Source organism: Neptuniibacter marinus (assembly GCF_001597725.1).
GTDB classification, from domain to species: Bacteria; Pseudomonadota; Gammaproteobacteria; order Pseudomonadales; family Balneatricaceae; genus Neptuniibacter; species Neptuniibacter marinus.
In genome coordinates this window covers 89,523-108,046 of record NZ_LUTR01000009.1, presented here as the reverse complement: position 1 = coordinate 108,046, position 18,524 = coordinate 89,523, and the positions used below count along the sequence as shown (strand labels likewise).

General features: G+C 39.8%; 19 protein-coding genes and 1 pseudogene. All 20 read right to left on the bottom strand.

What is annotated here, in order from left to right:
- Positions 1-332 (bottom strand): annotated as a pseudogene (locus A3774_RS08665) (helix-turn-helix domain-containing protein); the annotation flags it as partial.
- A 99-nt stretch (positions 333-431) separates the two neighbouring features.
- Positions 432-899 carry a site-specific integrase gene (locus A3774_RS08660; protein WP_067866248.1) on the bottom strand — a complete coding sequence of 156 codons (468 nt, stop codon included), beginning with the start codon at positions 897-899 and terminating at the stop codon, positions 432-434.
- 11 nt (positions 900-910) lie between these two features.
- Positions 911-1,300: a hypothetical protein gene (locus A3774_RS08655; RefSeq protein ID WP_067866245.1), complete on the bottom strand. Its 390-nt coding sequence runs from the start codon at positions 1,298-1,300 to the stop codon at positions 911-913.
- The gene (locus tag A3774_RS08650; protein WP_156473686.1) at positions 1,297-1,749 is read right to left on the bottom strand and encodes a hypothetical protein; all 453 of its coding nucleotides are present in this window, start codon (positions 1,747-1,749) and stop codon (positions 1,297-1,299) included. Before A3774_RS08650 ends, A3774_RS08655 begins: the two co-directional genes overlap by 4 nt.
- A gap of 141 nt (positions 1,750-1,890) precedes the next feature.
- Complete coding sequence (locus tag A3774_RS08645; protein ID WP_067866241.1) at positions 1,891-2,289, bottom strand: hypothetical protein; 399 nt, start codon at positions 2,287-2,289, stop codon at positions 1,891-1,893.
- On the bottom strand, positions 2,279-4,492 hold the full coding sequence (locus tag A3774_RS08640; RefSeq protein WP_067866239.1) for a site-specific integrase: 2,214 nt from the start codon (positions 4,490-4,492) through the stop codon (positions 2,279-2,281). The genes A3774_RS08645 and A3774_RS08640 overlap by 11 nt, the downstream gene beginning before the upstream one ends.
- A gap of 1 nt (position 4,493) precedes the next feature.
- Entirely contained in the window at positions 4,494-6,437 is a 1,944-nt protein-coding gene (locus A3774_RS08635; RefSeq protein ID WP_067866236.1) for a hypothetical protein, read from the bottom strand.
- Between the two features lie 50 nt (positions 6,438-6,487).
- The gene (locus A3774_RS08630; RefSeq protein WP_067866234.1) at positions 6,488-7,108 is read right to left on the bottom strand and encodes a hypothetical protein; all 621 of its coding nucleotides are present in this window, start codon (positions 7,106-7,108) and stop codon (positions 6,488-6,490) included.
- Positions 7,101-7,679 (bottom strand): ribonuclease HII, encoded by a 579-nt coding sequence (rnhB, locus tag A3774_RS08625; RefSeq protein WP_067866232.1) that lies wholly within the window; start codon positions 7,677-7,679, stop codon positions 7,101-7,103. The genes A3774_RS08630 and rnhB overlap by 8 nt, the downstream gene beginning before the upstream one ends.
- Before the next feature lie 165 nt (positions 7,680-7,844).
- Positions 7,845-9,002: a lipid-A-disaccharide synthase gene (gene lpxB / locus A3774_RS08620; protein WP_067866231.1), complete on the bottom strand. Its 1,158-nt coding sequence runs from the start codon at positions 9,000-9,002 to the stop codon at positions 7,845-7,847.
- Between the two features lie 8 nt (positions 9,003-9,010).
- Complete coding sequence (gene lpxA, locus A3774_RS08615; RefSeq protein WP_067866229.1) at positions 9,011-9,781, bottom strand: acyl-ACP--UDP-N-acetylglucosamine O-acyltransferase; 771 nt, start codon at positions 9,779-9,781, stop codon at positions 9,011-9,013.
- Positions 9,782-9,784: 3 nt separating this feature from the next.
- The gene (gene fabZ / locus A3774_RS08610) at positions 9,785-10,222 is read right to left on the bottom strand and encodes a 3-hydroxyacyl-ACP dehydratase FabZ (RefSeq protein WP_067866228.1); all 438 of its coding nucleotides are present in this window, start codon (positions 10,220-10,222) and stop codon (positions 9,785-9,787) included.
- Positions 10,223-10,225: 3 nt separating this feature from the next.
- The gene (lpxD, locus tag A3774_RS08605) at positions 10,226-11,263 is read right to left on the bottom strand and encodes a UDP-3-O-(3-hydroxymyristoyl)glucosamine N-acyltransferase (RefSeq protein ID WP_067866226.1); all 1,038 of its coding nucleotides are present in this window, start codon (positions 11,261-11,263) and stop codon (positions 10,226-10,228) included.
- 14 nt (positions 11,264-11,277) lie between these two features.
- On the bottom strand, positions 11,278-11,775 hold the full coding sequence (locus tag A3774_RS08600; protein WP_067866224.1) for an OmpH family outer membrane protein: 498 nt from the start codon (positions 11,773-11,775) through the stop codon (positions 11,278-11,280).
- A gap of 10 nt (positions 11,776-11,785) precedes the next feature.
- Entirely contained in the window at positions 11,786-14,104 is a 2,319-nt protein-coding gene (gene bamA, locus A3774_RS08595; RefSeq protein ID WP_067866221.1) for an outer membrane protein assembly factor BamA, read from the bottom strand.
- 48 nt (positions 14,105-14,152) lie between these two features.
- Entirely contained in the window at positions 14,153-15,514 is a 1,362-nt protein-coding gene (rseP, locus tag A3774_RS08590) for an RIP metalloprotease RseP (protein WP_067866219.1), read from the bottom strand.
- Between the two features lies 1 nt (position 15,515).
- Positions 15,516-16,328, bottom strand: coding sequence for a phosphatidate cytidylyltransferase (locus tag A3774_RS08585; RefSeq protein WP_067866217.1), 813 nt, complete (start codon positions 16,326-16,328; stop codon positions 15,516-15,518).
- Complete coding sequence (uppS, locus tag A3774_RS08580) at positions 16,321-17,082, bottom strand: polyprenyl diphosphate synthase (protein ID WP_067866216.1); 762 nt, start codon at positions 17,080-17,082, stop codon at positions 16,321-16,323. The genes A3774_RS08585 and uppS overlap by 8 nt, the downstream gene beginning before the upstream one ends.
- 40 nt (positions 17,083-17,122) lie before the next feature.
- On the bottom strand, positions 17,123-17,680 hold the full coding sequence (gene frr, locus A3774_RS08575; protein ID WP_067866214.1) for a ribosome recycling factor: 558 nt from the start codon (positions 17,678-17,680) through the stop codon (positions 17,123-17,125).
- Positions 17,670-18,428, bottom strand: coding sequence for a UMP kinase (gene pyrH, locus A3774_RS08570; protein ID WP_067866211.1), 759 nt, complete (start codon positions 18,426-18,428; stop codon positions 17,670-17,672). The genes frr and pyrH overlap by 11 nt, the downstream gene beginning before the upstream one ends.
- Positions 18,429-18,524 lie beyond the last annotated feature (96 nt).

Here is an 18,524-nt window from a genome sequence, read left to right as displayed (position 1 = left end):
GTCGAACCCAAATTGAACGGACGCCACTACCTGATACAAAGACACCCGACTTACGTAGTTCATTACTGGTACGGTGCAGCGGGTTGTTCAATGGCATAAGCAACGACAGCTTGTTCTGTTGCTTCATCCACTCTGTTCTTGGGATTCGGTGCTCTACGGCTTTTGTTGATCAGGCTATCGATACCACCTTCTTCAACAAGTTCCTGATAACGATAAAACGTATCTCGTGATACGCCCATGACTTTGCATGCTTTGGACACATTCCCAAGCTCTTCTGCCAAATTCAGCAAGCCAGCTTTGTGTTTAATGATTGGATTGTTAGTATGGATCATGAGAGTTACCTTTTGTTTTGATTTAAGATTCGACACCTTTATCAAAACGGGTAACTCTCTCTTTTTCAAGATGATGTGTCAGATCTAGTCTGAGCTAATTCAATTTATTTCAACATCTACTGTATCCAAAACCATCATAGCACTGTCAACAAAGCATGTTTTTATCTCACGCTCCATATCCCAATAGTGCTTATAACCATTTTTGGTAGCCCATTTATAGAAGCTAGCAATCTTAGCCATGTAACTTTCGATGGTACTGTCTCGCGGCTTTCCCAAACTATTCCGCGAAATTAATAAATGACAGGTATAAGAGTCTATAATATTTCTGTCTATGTTCTGCCAATTTAGGCTTCCATACCCTTGATCATCAAGCCACTGCAGATAACGCGCTAATATGGTGGAGTAGTCTGATAGTGTTCGAATACTTTTCGAACGAATTTTAGATACCTCCGCGATCCAGTAGGTTGGGCCTTCCAAGAGTAAATGATCATCTGTAAAGTAAACTGGGACACCCTTTTTCTCATAACCGGATACGTCCAGCAGCCCATCACTTGTCTGCAAAATCATTGGCAATAACTTCAATCTAGTTCATTAATTTTTGATACGAACTCTGTTAGCCAATCCCGTGTATCTGAGATACTCTGACAAAGAAGCATCAATTCATGCTCAGTTGCACGTAACAGATCAATTTCACTTTGATTACTAGGAATGAGAACCGGGCTAATCATGTCCTTAGAAATCGAATAAAGGATTTCATTTTCTTTAAGCCGTGCTTCTGTGGAAGCTAAGAGGGCCTTAATCTTTTCATTCTGAAAAAAAACACCTCTTCCAAAACCACATTCCCTAGCAATTTTAGTCCGATTAAGCCTACTACTGCTTCTGTCTACAAAACTTAACCAGTCCCCTTGTTTGTCACGCAAAGAAACAAACTGCTGAAAGGTTAAAAATGTTTGATCGCCAGATTTCATAATGAATAAACGACACACTCAATAGACGAGAAACCTTCATGTACATCAACTTCTTCAAAAGCGTCCTCAACTTTATAAATCCAGGACTCCGATAGATCAAAGGCTTTACCACCTGCCTTAACTTTTTTAAAGCGTTCCAAACAAATATCCATTGGTGTTAATAGCCTGACACAAACGATACGACAGCCTGGCGAAAGCTTCTTAATCCTTTTAATAATAACCGTTCGGATGGCTTTCGTATGATTTAGACCGTCCAAATAAAGGTTTACACCAGATACACTGGGCTGGTGTATTTTAATCCATGAAGACTTTCCTGATAAGAAGTTGCCACATAATACGTACACAACCCTAGGTACTTGAGAATCATGTTTACCAATAAACAAGTCGTCAATATCATTAACTCTATCTAAGGAACGGGTGAACAAATCACAATGGAGATCTGATTTCATAATAACATTGATAACCTTCCTATGAGGGAGGATCCCAATGCTCTCGGGTAAATCCTGCTGCGCTTTTAAAAGCTTGTTTTCAGATGTGAGGTGTTCAACAGTACGTGTGAAAGAAGACAATTCAGATAGTAACTTGCTGATTTAATCTCTCTGATTAGGAGAATTTTTAGCAAGAAGCGCGTACTTATGTACTTGATCTATCAATTGTTGGTAAACCATGTCTCCAATATTCCTAATTCCATCTATATCGGCCTTGCAAGATTTTATATCCGATACAATTTTACGATAGCGGACCTGCAGCCTATCGACCTCAACTTTTCCAGACTTAAGCTCATGTAATACGCGCTTTAACCTTTCGTTAGAAGAGCCTGTTCGTAGAATAGACCTAATTTCATACCAGTCGGGATGGGCCGTATACAAAGTAGACCGAGCAACACCTGCTTCTTGGGCTAACAACTTGATATTAGGTTCTTTAACACCTGAAATCCAAAATTCAGCTAGTGCTTGGTAAACCGACTTAACCTTATCCTCATGATTCATACTGAATAGATAATCCTATCGGATGGAGAAGCGCATTATATTGTTGACCTACTTTTTTGAGCCCTTCGAGTTCAACTAGTCTATCTAAGCAGTTTCTAAGTTGCTTCTGTGAGAATTCAGTCTGAGTAACGCTGATGTCCTTCCGTGACGATACTAAATCCAAATGAAAACGAATGTCATCATGAAGTTTACTAATAGACTTCCTAGTAAATACAGCAGATGAACAATCAACCACATTGCAAGTACATGTATCTATTCCAATTAAAGATATATCACTATAAGCACGTGTGCATATCACATCCAAAGGGGCGCGATGAAGTAGAGATAGCCCTTCATCTAGCAACACATCTATGTATTGATCTAATGTTTCCCAACCGTCATCATACAATTGATTCATGAATTTGGGATTAGATTTTATTGATTTTTTAATTCTAAGCCCTGCTCCACCGCCGACCACATTCGTATCGATAGCTTCTAGTAATTCAGAAAGCAGTAATTTATTGTTATCAACAATAACTGCTTTGATTTCATCCGACATCCCGGGAAGTTTAACTATATAGGCCAAAGTCATAGCGAGGCTTTTGTGAGAAAACAAACGTTTAATAACACCTATATTTCTATGATCTTTATATATGGCAAACATAGCCAATGTTTTTCTAAATTGATGAGGATGAACATGATCAACACCTAATTCCTCACAAAAACTTTCTAAATAGGAATTGATCGTACTAGGGTTAATCTCGGTTCCAAAATGAGATGCATAGTTTAGTGTAATATATGGTGAACCAGAATATACTCTGGCAGCTTTAGTAAGGCGATCTAAAATACACAAGGCCGTATAAGTAACTTTCGGAATAGGAATTATAACCCAATCACCTTTAGGTGAATCAGAGGTTTTAAATACTCTCAATTTCAAGCGGTAAGTATCTCTGTTTTGCGTATCTAACCAAAAATTTTGCGTCTCTAAAAAGGAGAATTCACTCCTACGCATCCCTGTAGTTGCCAACACAATAGCTGTACAAGAACTTCTTAAAAGATATAAGGCATGAGTAACGCGATACCTTATATTTGCGATATTATAAATCGCTGAATTAGAAAATGAATTAACATCAACACCAAGACTATTTATCTCTTGAAAAACATCTTCTATCGAATCATTATCTTTACATAAAGTTTTAACTCCTCTCTTTTTACATTCCCTGACAATTTTTCTAGAAGAAAAATAGCCTGACGATTTAGATTCATCATTAAAAGCTTTAACACCCCATAAACTTGAATCATCCTCAAGAAGAAAATCTATTGCATCATCCCAATCAAAATCATCATCGCAGGTAGATTTTTCAGAACTAAGCAATGGAAAGAAAACATCATAAGCATCCAATATTCGTTCTGAATATTTATAAATATAATCACAACTAAATGTAATCATCTCAGACAAAGTATCAATGGGTATAGGTTGCCACTGGCCTTTATTACTGTCAAAAGCCATACGGAATACTTTTAACTCATCATAAGAAATTAAAATATTATTCAATGTAAAATCATCAGGAATTAATTTTGCCTGACTCAATTCCTGCCAATGATAAACTTGACTAGCAATTGAATATTGCTTGGCAGGAGAATCTATTTCATACAAACACTTATAAAATAAAATTTTACTTAAGCTAAACGAATTTATATAACTCCCATTCCCCTCTTGATCAACAAATACTCCACATTTAATTAATATTTTTGCCAACTCAAAAAGGGCTTTACCTGAACTCAAACTTGTAGAATATGAATTTATATTCTTAACTAGTGCATTATTAGGAAGTTGATAGAACAAAAGAATTTTTAAAACCCTAAGCAAGGGCGCATATTCAGAGTCTGATAGATTGCTATTCTCAGATATTTTACGTTCCCAATGAAACCGTGCGACATGCTTATTTATAGGGCTGCAATCTTTACTCCAATCCCATATAAGATCATCAAAATTACTAATACTACTTACTTGAAGCGAAGACCAAGCCACTTCGTCTAACTCTAAAAATGAATGAACAGATGTACCAGCATAGGAACATTTAATACTATCCCCTGCTTGAAACTTGGAATACTCAGGTAACTCAGGTAACTCAGGTAACTCAGGTAACTCAGTTTGATGATCTTCTGTCTTATATTTTTCCTGTAATCGAGTAACTGCGTCATAATATATTGAATTACTCATTTCATACACCACGTAATAAATGCGGCAAAAACACCGAGCCGGATGAAGCCAATTTTTTGGCTTCTTCTACCTCTGATTTATTACTCCACACATCAAGAATTTGACTCCAAGCATCAAATTCATCACCATAATTCACAATCCAGTCAACACCCGACAATTGGTCCTTCAATTCTTCTAAAACAAGAACCCTCTTAGCAACATATGGTAGTGCTTCTGGAAATAAAACAGATTTATCACACAAACAACATTTATTAAAAAATCTGCACTTCTGGCCTTTCTTCACAAACCGTTCATGATTAGGCCAAGTAGGGGCCATAGAATTTTCACAAGCGGAAATATATTTTTGTGAGTCAACATCAAGAAGATGAATGATAGTTTGTGAAGGAAGGCCAGTTTTCTTAACAGAAGAGTTAATTATATTTATCCGGTCCAATTCATCTTTAGAATCATTGATGGCTTTACGCATTGATGACAAGGTCATTGATGTAACTTTCTTAATCTTTATATCATTTACTTCCTCTACGAATTGCTTCTGAATTTCAGCTATTTTGATATCCTTAATTTTATTGCTACTTCTATCTGAAGCATAACTTACTGAAGTCGTCTCGTAACCTTCATGGTCAAGATCCTCTCTTATTTCGAATTCAGTCAATCCCAATGCTTCGCGAGCGCTAGAGTAGCCTGACCTTACTTTTTTATGGTCAAGAGTTTTCTCGGTAATAAATTTAAAATCATTTCTTTCAATAAATCTCAACGACATATAATATATATCAGAGCTAGCAGACCCCATCAAATTTATTAAGTTTTTACGATGACTACCATTTGGTATAGCATACTGCCAAAGTCTCCCCTTTATATAATGAGGGCTCTCGCGATACTTAATGACAATTGATTCAACATACTTAAGTAATCTATATGTCCCAAATTTTTCATGTTTATTGCACCTATGATATATATTCTTAGCACCGTCCTTCTTACTACTCTGACCTCTTTTTTTTGTAGAAATAATTACCACATAGTTATCTGGGTCAATAAGGTCTGGTTCAACATGCTTATCGACATCATCAGTTATTGCCAAAATCGATTCAGAATTCCAGCCAGTATTAAGCATAACAAGCAGATAAAATGGATAGATAGTTTCAGCAACAAAGTGCATTGCACCGTAAACAGACTGTCTAAATGACATCTCCCCAAAAAAAGGCCACCTAGCGATCTCTACACACTTTCTTGCTAATTCATATATCTCTTTCTTTTCATCTTCGATCTTATCTATCAGAGATAAATTCTGTCTCAGTTTAAAAAACTTACCACCATCCTCCAAACTCATATAAAAAGGAAATTCTTTAAATTCACATTTAAGTGTTACTAGTAACTTTTTAAAGAATTTACTTTTCTCTTTAGGCCCACCCCATATACCATCTATTTTTGGGATTTTATCTTTATAAGGTGATCTTCCTTTTTTCACCAACTCTTGACCACTTTCATTATAAATGTTTAAAACGGTATCAACAGTTAATTCATTTTCTTCGATCCACTTTTTCGGCTTTGAACGAGATATCCTTTTACGCATATTTATCTTGATATTAGAATCTCTATATTTACTATTTCTAAGCAGGTATTCAACCCACGTCATCAAATTTTCCAAATTCCATATTACGTTCTTTTTTGCATTTCGATCAGGAACCACACCTTTCTTCGCTAGTTCTGGACCTTTTAATTTCCATAATTCAACTACATCATCAACTGACATTCCTTCTGCTTTAAGAAAGCCATCCCTATTTTTAGTCTTATAAGCTAAGCCTTTTCGTATAAGTTCCTCATCAGTTCTTTTTTCTCCAAGCTCTGAATCTCGAAGTAAATACATTATGTTATTTAAATTCCATACTTCACCTTTAAAAGGTTCTTCATGTAAATGGATATTTTTATACAATGAATGCAAAGCCATAACTTCTTTTATTTCAGCTTTACATACATTAGAAAGTTCTTTATATCCTTTTAACCCAATTCCTTCTGTTGGATTTTCATTTTTGGCCGGACCAGGAGGCCAAGAAAAAACTTGGCCAATTTTTTCATTCGTACCGTATTTTTCTTTAACGCCAAAACGCTTCTTTTTATTGAGCTATAACTTTTTCTAGGAGACGTTGTATCAAATCCTAAATTTATCCAATTAACATAAGCCTTACATGTAAAAATATCTATTTCACTAACTGCTGTTACTTTTTTATTTAAAGAAAAAGAAGTGTCATTTAAAAACTCAACAAAATAATATATAGAATCTCTAATTCTATCGCACTCACTTGTATTTATTATTCTCCCCGCATAATGAAGTTCATAACCTAAACATAGTTGTTTAATTAGCAAATCCTGCCCAGGGTACTTAGCACTAAGATCCGCATAATTTTCTTTAAAAGAAACTACTGATTTGTCTTTCCTTGCTTTAGCTTTAAGCGACAAAGTTAAAGAAAGTAAAGGAAGGGTATTTCTAGCTTCAGCACGCTTCTCTAGTGCCGAAAGGGAAGTATCAATCGTTGTTTGATCTGGTGTAAAAGGTGGTCTCAACATCTTGTCTAAGACTGACCTCCCCCCTCCTTTGAAAAGACCCTTTTTTTTAGCCAATATTCTTTTCCTCTAAAAGTTGGCGTATAGGTTTATAGGACTTTCTATGTTGAGGGCATGGACCATACTTTTTAAGAGCATCCATGTGCTTCTTAGTCAGATAACCTTTATGTGCAGCGAAACCATACTCTGGGTACTTAGCATCGTAAAGCTTAAGTCTTCTGTCCCTTTCTACTTTTGCTAAAATAGATGCTGCAGAAATAGCAGGTATCTTTAAATCGCCTTTGATAATAGCTTCAGCCGGAATAGATAGTTCAGGGAGCCGATTACCATCAACCAGCACCAAATTAGGAATGACGTTGAGGCCTTCTACAGACCTCTGCATTGCTAACATAGTCGCATGAAGCACATTCAAGTTTTCAATCTCTATAACACTTGCTTCTGCAATGCAGAAAGCTATGGACTTATCTTTGATCTCTTCTGCCAATTGCTCTCTACGTTTAGCGCTTAGCTTTTTAGAATCTGTTAGCCCTTGTATGGGCTTATTTGGATCCAAGATACAACTTGCCGCTAAAAGCTCAAAACATGCTGAACCTCTACCAGTCTCATCTACTCCCGCAACAATATCCATATATTCCCAATACCATGAATTTCTTTAGCCATATACTGACAAGAACTATTAAAAAGAAACATCTTTAACATAGAAATTAGACACTCACCACACAATGTAAACTTTCTCGACCAACCTCATCAACACCGGCTACCCGCTTCCCTTTCCCAAAATCAAAACCATCCATTACAGCACTCCTTTATCCTCAAGCAATTTAACGATCGCAGATGCGGCTCGCTCATCAGCATCTTGATGCAACTGAGTATAAACATCTTCAAAACGCTTCTGCACATAATCAATATAAGAGTGATCATTCAGAGCTTTTAATAGCGCCTCGCCTAAAATTCTGGGGGTCACATCATCCTGTAAAATTTCTGGGACCAACGCTTCATCAGCCAGCAAATTAGGTAATGATATATGACGAGATTTAATCATTCGGGAATAAATAGCATAAGTTAATGATGCCATTTTATAGGCCACAACCATCGGTTTTTTCAAAATAGTCGCTTCGAGTGTTGCTGTACCTGAAGCGATCAAGATTGCATCAGCAGTAGCCATAACTTGCCTAGATTGCTGCAGTACTAATCTAACATTAAGCCCAGAAAAGCTCTCATTAAGTAAAGCTTCAAGCTCATTGAATCGCTGCTCATTCGCCGCCGGCAAAAGAAAAAGCAAATCTGGCTCTTTTTCCGCTAACCATCTTGCTGTCTGTAAAAAAGGTTCAGCCAGATATTTTATCTCACTCCCCCTACTACCCGGTAACAGCGCGACAACTCGCTGAGACTCGCTAATACTAAATAAAGCCCGAGGATCCTGAAGAGACGGATCATTTACAATCTGATCTGCTAATGGGTGACCAACAAACTCAATTCTCTGACCTGTTTCTTGATAACAAGCGGGCTCAAAGGGAAACAAAGCTAGTACTAAATCTGTAGTTTGCTTTATTTTAAAAATACGCTTACGTTTCCACGCCCAAACAGAGGGACTTACATAATGAACCGTTGGAATTCCTGCCGCTTTCAAACGACCTTCCATATGAAGGGTAAAGTCCGGCGCATCAATACCAATAAAAACATCTGGGGGATTATCGATAAAATATTGGATAAGCTTTCTACGGGCTTTAAGCAGCTCAAACAATCGACCAAGAACTTCAACTAGCCCCATCACAGATAAACGTTCCATCGGGTAACGAGATATACAGCCCTCAGCCTGCATAAGCTCACCACCTATACCTTCAACGATAAGATCTGGAAACTTGGTTTTAAGTGATCGGATAAGGCCCGCGCCTAAAATATCACCTGAGGCTTCTCCCGCAACAATGCCTATTCGCAGAGGATTCGGCATAGTTTCTCCTAGCGAATAATGCCGCGGCTTGATAATTCAATAGAGTGAATCAGAGATAGGACTTCGGGACAGCTTTCCGCAAGCTCCCGTAGCTCAACTAGCGCTTGAGCAATAGTCAATTTTTTGCGGTAAATAATCTTGTAGGCGCGGCGTAAATTGGCAATAGCATCAGCTGAAAAACCTCTTCGCCTCAAACCTTCAACATTAATACCATGAGGGGCTGCTGTATTACCATTGGCCATAATGTAATCAGGGATATCTTTGAGCACTACAGTGCTGGTCCCGCACATGACATGCGCACCAATATGGCAAAACTGGTGCACGGCAGTAAACCCACCAAGAACAGCCCAATCACCGACATGAACATGCCCAGCAATGGCCGTATTATTGGCCATAATGACATGGTCACCAACAATGCAATCGTGTGCCACATGCGCATAGGCCATAAAAAGGTTATCACTACCTACTTGAGTAACCCCCGCATCTTGCACTGTACCTCGGTGAATAGTTACACCTTCTCGAATGATATTATTATCACCGATAACCAATTTGGTTGGCTCACCTGCATACTTTTTATCTTGGCAATCTTCACCCACCGAAGCAAATTGGAAAATCTTATTGTTTTTGCCAATTGTCGTTGGGCCTTTTATAACAACGTGAGGCCCAACAACTGTACCCGCACCGATTTCGACATCAGGTCCAATAAGAGACCACGGCCCTACAGCAACATCACTGGCCAGCTTTGCAGAGGGATCTATAACAGCACGAGAATCGATCAAGACTTAAACCTTTCTATCAGCACACAAAATAGTTGCAGTACTTACCGTATCACCGTCGACAGATGAACGCACATCAAATTTCCAAATACCTCGACGTTCAGATACAACAGTCGCCTCTAACTTTAACTGATCACCTGGAACTACAGGACGTTTGAAGCGTAGTTTATCCGCACCCACAAAATAGTAGATAGATCCATCTTGTGGCGTTTTATCCATTGTTTTAAAACCGAGAATACCTGCAGCCTGCGCCATAGCTTCAACAATTAAAACACCAGGCATCACAGGATAGTCGGGGAAATGTCCATTAAAAAAGGGTTCATTAACTGTAACGTTTTTAATCGCAACAATGGACGTTCCTTTTTCTAGCTCCAACACCCTATCCACCAAAAGGAAAGGATACCGATGCGGAAGATATTCCCGAATTTCATTCACATCCATCATTTCTTACGAACCCTTAATCTCAATAATCTCGTCTTCAATAGACTTAATTCGACGCGCCATTTGATCCAGCTGTCGAAAACGAACAACATTTTTTTTCCACATTTTATTCGGTAACATTCCCGTACCTGATGAATATACACCCGGCTTCAATATGGATTTTGTAATAAGCGACATTGCAGTAATGTGTGAGCCATCAGCAATCGTCAAATGACCTGTAATTCCACAAGCTCCAGCAATTGTGCACTGGGCGCCAATTTTAGTGCTACCAGCCACTGCAGTACAAGCGGCTAACGCACTATTTTTGCCAATTGTAACATTATGAGCGATTTGAATCTGATTATCTAAAATCACACCATCTTCGATAACAGTATCATCTAAAGCACCACGATCAATGGTTGTACCCGCACCGATTTCAACATTATCACCTATGCTGACACCACCTAACTGAGCGATTTTCACCCAGTTATCACCATCTTTAGCAAACCCGAATCCATCCGCCCCCAAAACTACACCGCTATGAATTAGGCAGTTAGCGCCAATTTTCACATTATGGTAGATCGTCACATTAGCATTGATCACAGTATTATCTGCAACACTTGATCCTGCACCTACAACTGAATTAACACCGACAGTAGCATTATCACCAATTGTACAGCTGGGGCCTATATGAGCTCCGGCAGCCACAGAGGCAGTTTTACTCACAACAGCCGTAGGATGAACATATGCAGAAGGTGATATCTCTTGTGATAATTTTTGAGCTGAAGAAAACAGGTGACTTATTTTAGCGTAAGCCAAATAAGGGTCATCAACTAAAATAGCATTGCCTGAATAGCTTTCAAGATCTGCTGGCGACAGAATAACTGCGCCAGCCTGGGTCGTACGCAAATACTTCTGATAGCGATTATTTGCTATAAAAGAGAGTTGAGTCGACGACGCCGATTGCAATGTAGATACTGAGCTCAATTTATAATCAGCATTACCAACAAACTCTGCCGAAAGAAACGTCGCAATATCACTAAGCGTGTAATGATGATTTTTCATGAACCCATATAAGCCTATTGCTTATTTAAAAGTTCAACAACACGCGGCGTTATATCAACCTCTTTCTTTGCAAAAAGCGTTGCCTGTTTTGCTAAAACCACATCATAGCCTTCTTTTTCAATTAGCTCACGAATCACTTTATCAAGTTTAGGACGCATCTCCTGAATAAACGCTTGTTCACGCTCCATCCGCTTTTGCTGTAAGGCTTGACCATTACGCTGATACTGAGCAAATACTTTTTGAAACTGTATTTTCATTTTTTTCAGTTCTTCCGCAGAAGCAAGGTCTTTATTCTTTGTAACTTTATCTCGAGCAGCCTTAACTTGCTTTTCTAAATCTAACAGCGACTTTTCTTCTTTAGAAAATTCACTTTTCAGCTTTCCTCGGAAATCCGCAGCCGCTGAAGAAGCTAACAGCGCCTGCTGTACGCCTAATACTGCTATTTTCTCTGCATGCACAGAAAAGCTCATGCCTGCAACCAAAATAAAGCCTAACAACGATTTATAATTCATATCTTATCCCTTAGAAAGTTTGACCTAATGCAAACTGGAACACTTCAGTATCATCCCCAGCCTTATCATTTAACTGTGTCGCTAGAGCAACAGATAGCGGACCAATAGGAGTTAGCCAACTAAGACCTATACCTGCTGAATAACGAAGTTCATCCAACTTCACCCCATCTTCACAATTACCTGATAATGCAACTGATGAACAACTTGTATCAAAAACATTACCTGCATCCACAAAGAACAGCGTACGCCATGATGACTTATCTTTTACAAACGGCATTGGGAAAATAAGCTCAACCCCACCTGTAATGAGCACATCACCACCAAACGGGTCATCGTTTGTATCACGTGGACCTAAGGTATTTTGCTCGTAACCCCTAACTGTCTTTAAACCACCTGCATAAAAGTGCTTGTAAAACGGATATTCATTATCGCCCAATTCACCACCGTAACCGAGACGCCCCTTCATTGAGAGCACCCAATTACGATCTTCAGTTAGAGGGCGATACCATTTAGCATTATACAACGCCTTGTAATAGCTTAAATCGCTTCCAGGGATACTGACTTCAAGAGATGCACTTTGGGAATAACCTTTAGTTGGGAAATAACCCCTATTAAGATGGTTACTACTCCACGAACCCGTGAAGTTCATATTAAAATAATCATTTCCTTCATCCAGAAGATACTGATTAATCTCATCTGGCGTTTCAGAAGAATTTGTATTGATAGTGACCTGCTCAACATTTAGGCCAAAATTCAAACGCTGATAATCATCAATCGGATAACCAAAGTTAACACCACCGCCAATCTCATCGGTAGAGAATGCACTCGTATTATCTTCGTCAAAGTCTCGTTCACGGTAGTAAAGGTTAAAGCCTCGGCTTACGCCATCTACCGTATAGTACGGATCAACAAAACTATATGAATATTCCGTTAAAGTATCACTATTAGAGATACCTATACCGACTTTCTTACCTGTACCTAAGAAGTTATCTTGCTGCAGCTGGAAGCCCAGAATGATACCTGAGGTTTGAGAGAAACCTAAACTTGCAGAGAAGGAACCTGATTGTTGCTCTTCAACTGAATACTGCACATCGACAAGGTCTGTACTCCCTGGAACAGGGATAGTTTCGACACTAACAGCCTTAAAATATCCTGTTTTTTCTAATCGCAGCTTAGATTGTTCAATCAACTCGTTCGATGCTACCGCCGCTTCCATCTGTTTTAAGTGCTGACGAATAACATCATCTGCCGTACGCGTGTTACCTCTGATAGCAATCCTACGCACATAGGTACGCTTACCCGGATCAAGGAAAAACTTCACGGTAACAGTATTATCATCATGTAACTCAGGTGCAGGAGATACGTTGGCAAACATGTAACCTACATCGCCAATTTTATTACTCAATGCTTCTTGTGACTCAGTAATTAAACGTCTAGAAAAAGTCTGACCTTTCTCAACACGAATCACTTTCTTCAATTCAACTTCCGGCACAACCATCTCACCCGCAATATCTACATCACGAACGGTGTATTTTTCGCCTTCAGTGACATTAACGGTTATATAGACATGCTTTTTATCAGGTGTAATTGAAACTTGTGTCGAATCAATAGAAAAGTTCACATAACCGCTATCGAGATAATAAGAGCGAAGACGTTCGATATCAGCAGACAGTTTTTGTCTCGCATAACGATCGTCCTTTTTAAAGAAAGACCAAAAATTAGGGAGTTTCAAGGAAAATAGGTCCGTTAACTCTTCATCAGTATAAACACTGTTACCCACAATATTTATATGCTGAATCGTCGCAACCTGTCCCTCTTTAATATTTATGTTTAGAGCAACACGATTACCCGGTAACGTTTCAACATCAGTTTCAACGTTTGCACCATAACGCCCTTGTGATGAGTATACTCGAACAATATCCTGCTTAATCTGCTCCAAGGTGGAACGTTTAAAAACATCACCCTCTTGCAATCCAGTCTGCTTAAGACCATCTAACAACGCATCAGATTCAAGAACTTTGTTACCATCTAATCGAATCAAACTGACTGAGGGTCTCTCCTGAAGCTGTAAAATCAGGACAGAGTCATCACGTAACAATTCAATATCATCAAAATAACCAGACTCAAACAGTTTCCGTGAAGCGTCCGCTAAAACCAAAGAATCAACCTGATCCCCTGCTGTAATCGGAAAGTTCCTAAAAACTATACCTGGTGATACTCGCTGTAATCCCTCCAAGCGAATATCTTCAACCACGAAAGATGATGTGTTTGCTTGAGCCAATGAGGCCCAAAGAAAAAGCGTAACCAGAAGTCCAATGGCGCGTTTCATGAAGTACTTCTTATCCATTATAAAAATAAAACCGACTGTAACTTAATATCACAACCGCATAAAGTCGTTAAACAGAGCTACTAACATAAGCGTTAACAGCATTGCCATCCCTATCTTCAATCCTAAAAATTGAACTCGTTCACTGACTGGCTTCCCTCTCAACAACTCAACTGTGTAGTAAAGAAGGTGCCCGCCATCCAAAACAGGAATCGGCAATAAATTCAATATACCTAAGCTAATACTCAGGTAAGCTAAAAAACTCACATAGGATTCTAAGCCAGAGGCTGCAGAAGCACTGGCCACTTTAGCAATGGTTATAGGACCACTCAAGTTTTTTACAGATATTACCCCTTCAATCATCTTCCAGATAGAATCAAGGGTCAAAGAAATCATCTGTAAAGTTTTGTTAAATGCCTTAATCAGAGCATCAAAAAAACCATAATGCAGCTCACGCTTATACTCTTGCGGCCAATCTACAGGCTGTGCAGCCGCTCCTATATAACCATAAGAACCACCCGCTTGATCTACTTTAAGCGCAGGAGATAAAACCAGTTCGCGCAATTCCACACCACGCTGCACTTGAAGCGTTAACTGCGTATTAGGGCTCGCTCTCACCACATCAACTAAAGCATACCAATCATCAACTACATCTGCATTTACACTTACTACCTTGTCTCCTAGTTGAAGCCCTGCAGCTTTAGCTCGCCCATCCTCAACTAAACGACCAATAATTGCCGGCACCTCTGGTCGCCAAGGGACCAAACCTAACGCAGTTAATGGCGACTCATTTTCAAGGTCAATATGCCACTGTTTCAGATCTATAACATACTCTTCAGGTACGACATTCACTTTATCAACGGGCCTTACAGTAAGCACCAAAGAGCCACTTTCACCAACACGAGAAGCCAGCTTTAAATTTACTTCATCCCAAGATAGGGTTTCATCACCATCAACAGATAAAATTTCGCTATTCGCAGGTATATTAGCTGTATCCGCAATAGAGCCTTCAATCAGCGTACCCACCACAGGTACGACGGTAGAAACACCCGATTGATACATAAACCAATAAGCCAGAACAGCAAAGATAAGATTAACTGCAGGACCCGCAGCCACAACAGCCATCCGCTGCAAGACCGGTTTACGATTAAACGCTTGATCTAACTGTTCAGGAGCAACCTCAGCCTCTCCCTCATCTAGCATTTTCACATAACCACCCAACGGGATAGCAGCAATAGCAAATTCAGTGCCCTGCCTATCACGCCAAGTATATAAAGCCTTACCAAAACCGATCGAAAACTTTAAGACCTTAATGCCGCACCTACGCGCAACATAAAAATGTCCCCATTCATGAATAGTAACTAAAATACCTAAGGTGAGAATGGTGATAAAAACAGTATGCAGAAATTCCATATTACACAAGCACCCAATACTGCATTCCTAATATAAACAGTGGCGAAGCGGCGGTAATGCTATCGATACGGTCCAACACCCCCCCATGCCCAGGCAACAATTGACTACTATCTTTAATGCCTCGATGACGCTTTAGCATACTTTCAAAAAGATCACCTAAGACTGAAATCAACCCCGTCAGCAGCGCCATAATAACTAAAGGAAAGATACTGACTGATGCCGCCCCAGCAATAAAACTATAAATAACCGCAACAGCAAAACATGCAACTAAACCTCCATACAAACCCTCACGTGTCTTTCCAGGGCTCACACTGGGCGCTAATTTTGTGCGACCAAAACGCTTGCCCGCAAAATAAGCACCGACATCCGCTCCCCAGACAAGCAATAACAGTAAAAAAATCAACTGATCACCCTGCTCTACGGACTTCATTTCAACAAACGCAAACCAACAAGGCAGAAGGACAATAAAACCAATCAGACCTCGAGCTAAGACTGAGCCCCAACTAGATACACGGGGAAATCTATACACCCAAAAGAGCGCAATAAACCAAAAGACAATAGCAAGAAAAAAAACATAAAAGGCATCTATAGTCTGATATTGATAGTGGCACAAACCTACAACGACAGCCACAAGGCACACATAGGCTACTTTCACCCAACCCTTCTTAAAACCAGCAAGATTAGCCCATTCCCATGCAGCCAACAATATAACCGCATCCATTAAAAAGACAAAGAAAGAGAAAGGAAGACCAAAAACACCAAACAACGCCAGAGGCGCAAGAACCATCGCCGTAATTATGCGCTGTTTAAGCATTCATCTCAGCCTCTACTTGCTCACTGGTACGCCCAAAACGACGCTGCCGACGACCAAAATCATCAATAGCAGCCAATAGGTGAGATTTATCGAAATCAGGCCAATAAGCATCAGAGAAATAAAGTTCGGTATATGCGAATTGCCAAATAAGAAAATTACTTATGCGCTTTTCACCACCTGTGCGAATACAAAGGTCAGGCTCAGGTAATTCATCAAGCGTTACCGCTGCGGACAATAACTCTTCAGTAATATCAGCAGGCGATATTTTATTTTGCACACACTGCTCAGCGACTTGTTGAGCGGCATTGACTATATCCCAGCGACCACCGTAGTTTGCTGCAATATTTAGCTGAAGGCCTGTACATTTTTCAGTCAACACTTCAACTTTCTCAATTTTTTTCTGTAGAGAAGCACTAAAAGCAGACTTATCCCCTATCACTCGTAAACGAATATTGTTTTTCAGTAATCGTCTAGCTTCGCGATCTAGAGCTAATTTAAACAACTCCATTAGCCCTTTAACTTCAAGGGGAGGTCGTTTCCAATTTTCAGAACTAAACGCAAAAAGCGTCAACACTTCCACTCCAGACTCAATACAGCCTTCGATAGTGGAACGGACGCAGTCAACACCAGCTTTATGCCCGGCAAGACCTGGTAGGCGCCGTTCTTTCGCCCAGCGATTATTACCATCCATTATAATGGCAATATGTCGCGGCGTTTTCGCAGCTAGACTAGACGGGCTATTAGTAGATTTCATGACATAAGTTCAGCGGCACTTTACAGCACCGCTGCTACGATCAAATTTCCATTAGATCTTTTTCTTTCTGCTCCAAAAGCGCATCCACTTCAGCAACATACTTATCCGTAATCTTCTGAATCTGATCTTCACCACGGCGCTGATCATCCTCAGTAATCTCCTTCTCTTTCAGAAGATCCTTCAAGTCACCATTAGCATCACGGCGAATATTACGTACAGAGACACGCGCATTCTCAGCTTCTGAACGAGCCTGCTTTATGTAACCTTTGCGTGTTTCCTCTGTCAAAGGCGGCATAGGAACACGGATATTTTCACCAGCCGTTGCAGGATTGAGCCCTAAGTTTGATGTCATAATTGCTTTTTCAATCACAGGTACCATAGGTTTTTCCCAAGGCACAATAGACAATGTTCTGCCATCTTCAACAGAGATATTAGCAACCTGACTTAAAGGCACATCAGATCCGTAATAAGAAACCTGCACACCTTCCAAAATACTTGGATGCGCGCGGCCGGTACGAATCTTTTTAAAATTATTTACTAGAGCATCTAAGCTCTTCTGCATGCGTTCGGAAGCATCCTGAGTAATTTCATTCAGCATATTTTTCTCCAACCGTTTCACTGCAATCAATCAATGTGCCTTCATTACCACCTACAACTAGGTTGGCCAAAGCACCTGATTTATTCATATTAAATACACGAACAGGCATATCATGATCGCGCGTTAAACATATCGCCGTCAGATCCATCACACCCAACTGTTGCTCCAGAACTTCATCATAATTTAGATGAAGGTATCGGCGCGCCGTTGGATCTTTAACTGGATCGGCAGTATATACACCATCAACTTTTGTCGCTTTTAAAACAACATCTGCATCAATTTCTATACCACGCAAACAAGCGGCAGAATCTGTAGTGAAAAATGGGTTACCTGTGCCAGCGGCAAAAATAACTACATCACCCTGATTCAAGTAACGTATCGCATTACGACGATCATAATGATCAACGACACCACTCATAGGAATTGCAGACATAACACGTGTATTAATATTGCTACGTTCTAAAGCATCGCGCATAGCTAATGCATTCATAACCGTAGCTAACATTCCCATGTGATCACCGGTAACTCGATCTAAGCCAGCAGCATTAAGTGCGGCACCGCGGAATAAATTCCCGCCACCAATCACCATACCCACTTGCACACCTATTCCAACCAACTGGCCGATTTCAAGCGCCATTCGATTGAGGACATTGGAATCAATACCAAAGCTTTCTTCGCCCATTAGGGCTTCGCCGCTCAACTTGAGCAGAATACGTTTATATTTGGACCGTTTTTCGGTAGATGGCATCCGTCTATCTCCGCAGAAATTGAGATCAGGATAGTGTATCAGGAAAAGGGAGGATTGCGCATGCAGAACATGCGCAATCGGAAGGTTTTACAGCAA

Coding starts and splice junctions, on each gene's coding strand:
- rnhB (WP_067866232.1), bottom strand. CDS start 7,679: ATGGATATTGTTGCGGGAGTAGATGAGACTGGTAGAGGTTCAGCATGT.
- A3774_RS08645 (WP_067866241.1), bottom strand. CDS start 2,289: ATGAATCATGAGGATAAGGTTAAGTCGGTTTACCAAGCACTAGCTGAA.
- pyrH (WP_067866211.1), bottom strand. CDS start 18,428: ATGCCATCTACCGAAAAACGGTCCAAATATAAACGTATTCTGCTCAAG.
- A3774_RS08635 (WP_067866236.1), bottom strand. CDS start 6,437: ATGGCTTTGCATTCATTGTATAAAAATATCCATTTACATGAAGAACCT.
- A3774_RS08600 (WP_067866224.1), bottom strand. CDS start 11,775: ATGAATTATAAATCGTTGTTAGGCTTTATTTTGGTTGCAGGCATGAGC.
- A3774_RS08660 (WP_067866248.1), bottom strand. CDS start 899: ATGATTTTGCAGACAAGTGATGGGCTGCTGGACGTATCCGGTTATGAG.
- A3774_RS08655 (WP_067866245.1), bottom strand. CDS start 1,300: ATGAAATCTGGCGATCAAACATTTTTAACCTTTCAGCAGTTTGTTTCT.
- A3774_RS08585 (WP_067866217.1), bottom strand. CDS start 16,328: ATGCTTAAACAGCGCATAATTACGGCGATGGTTCTTGCGCCTCTGGCG.
- A3774_RS08650 (WP_156473686.1), bottom strand. CDS start 1,749: ATGAAATCAGATCTCCATTGTGATTTGTTCACCCGTTCCTTAGATAGA.
- uppS (WP_067866216.1), bottom strand. CDS start 17,082: ATGAAATCTACTAATAGCCCGTCTAGTCTAGCTGCGAAAACGCCGCGA.
- lpxB (WP_067866231.1), bottom strand. CDS start 9,002: ATGCCGAATCCTCTGCGAATAGGCATTGTTGCGGGAGAAGCCTCAGGT.
- A3774_RS08640 (WP_067866239.1), bottom strand. CDS start 4,492: ATGAGTAATTCAATATATTATGACGCAGTTACTCGATTACAGGAAAAA.
- lpxD (WP_067866226.1), bottom strand. CDS start 11,263: ATGAAAAATCATCATTACACGCTTAGTGATATTGCGACGTTTCTTTCG.
- fabZ (WP_067866228.1), bottom strand. CDS start 10,222: ATGATGGATGTGAATGAAATTCGGGAATATCTTCCGCATCGGTATCCT.
- rseP (WP_067866219.1), bottom strand. CDS start 15,514: ATGGAATTTCTGCATACTGTTTTTATCACCATTCTCACCTTAGGTATT.
- frr (WP_067866214.1), bottom strand. CDS start 17,680: ATGCTGAATGAAATTACTCAGGATGCTTCCGAACGCATGCAGAAGAGC.
- bamA (WP_067866221.1), bottom strand. CDS start 14,104: ATGAAACGCGCCATTGGACTTCTGGTTACGCTTTTTCTTTGGGCCTCA.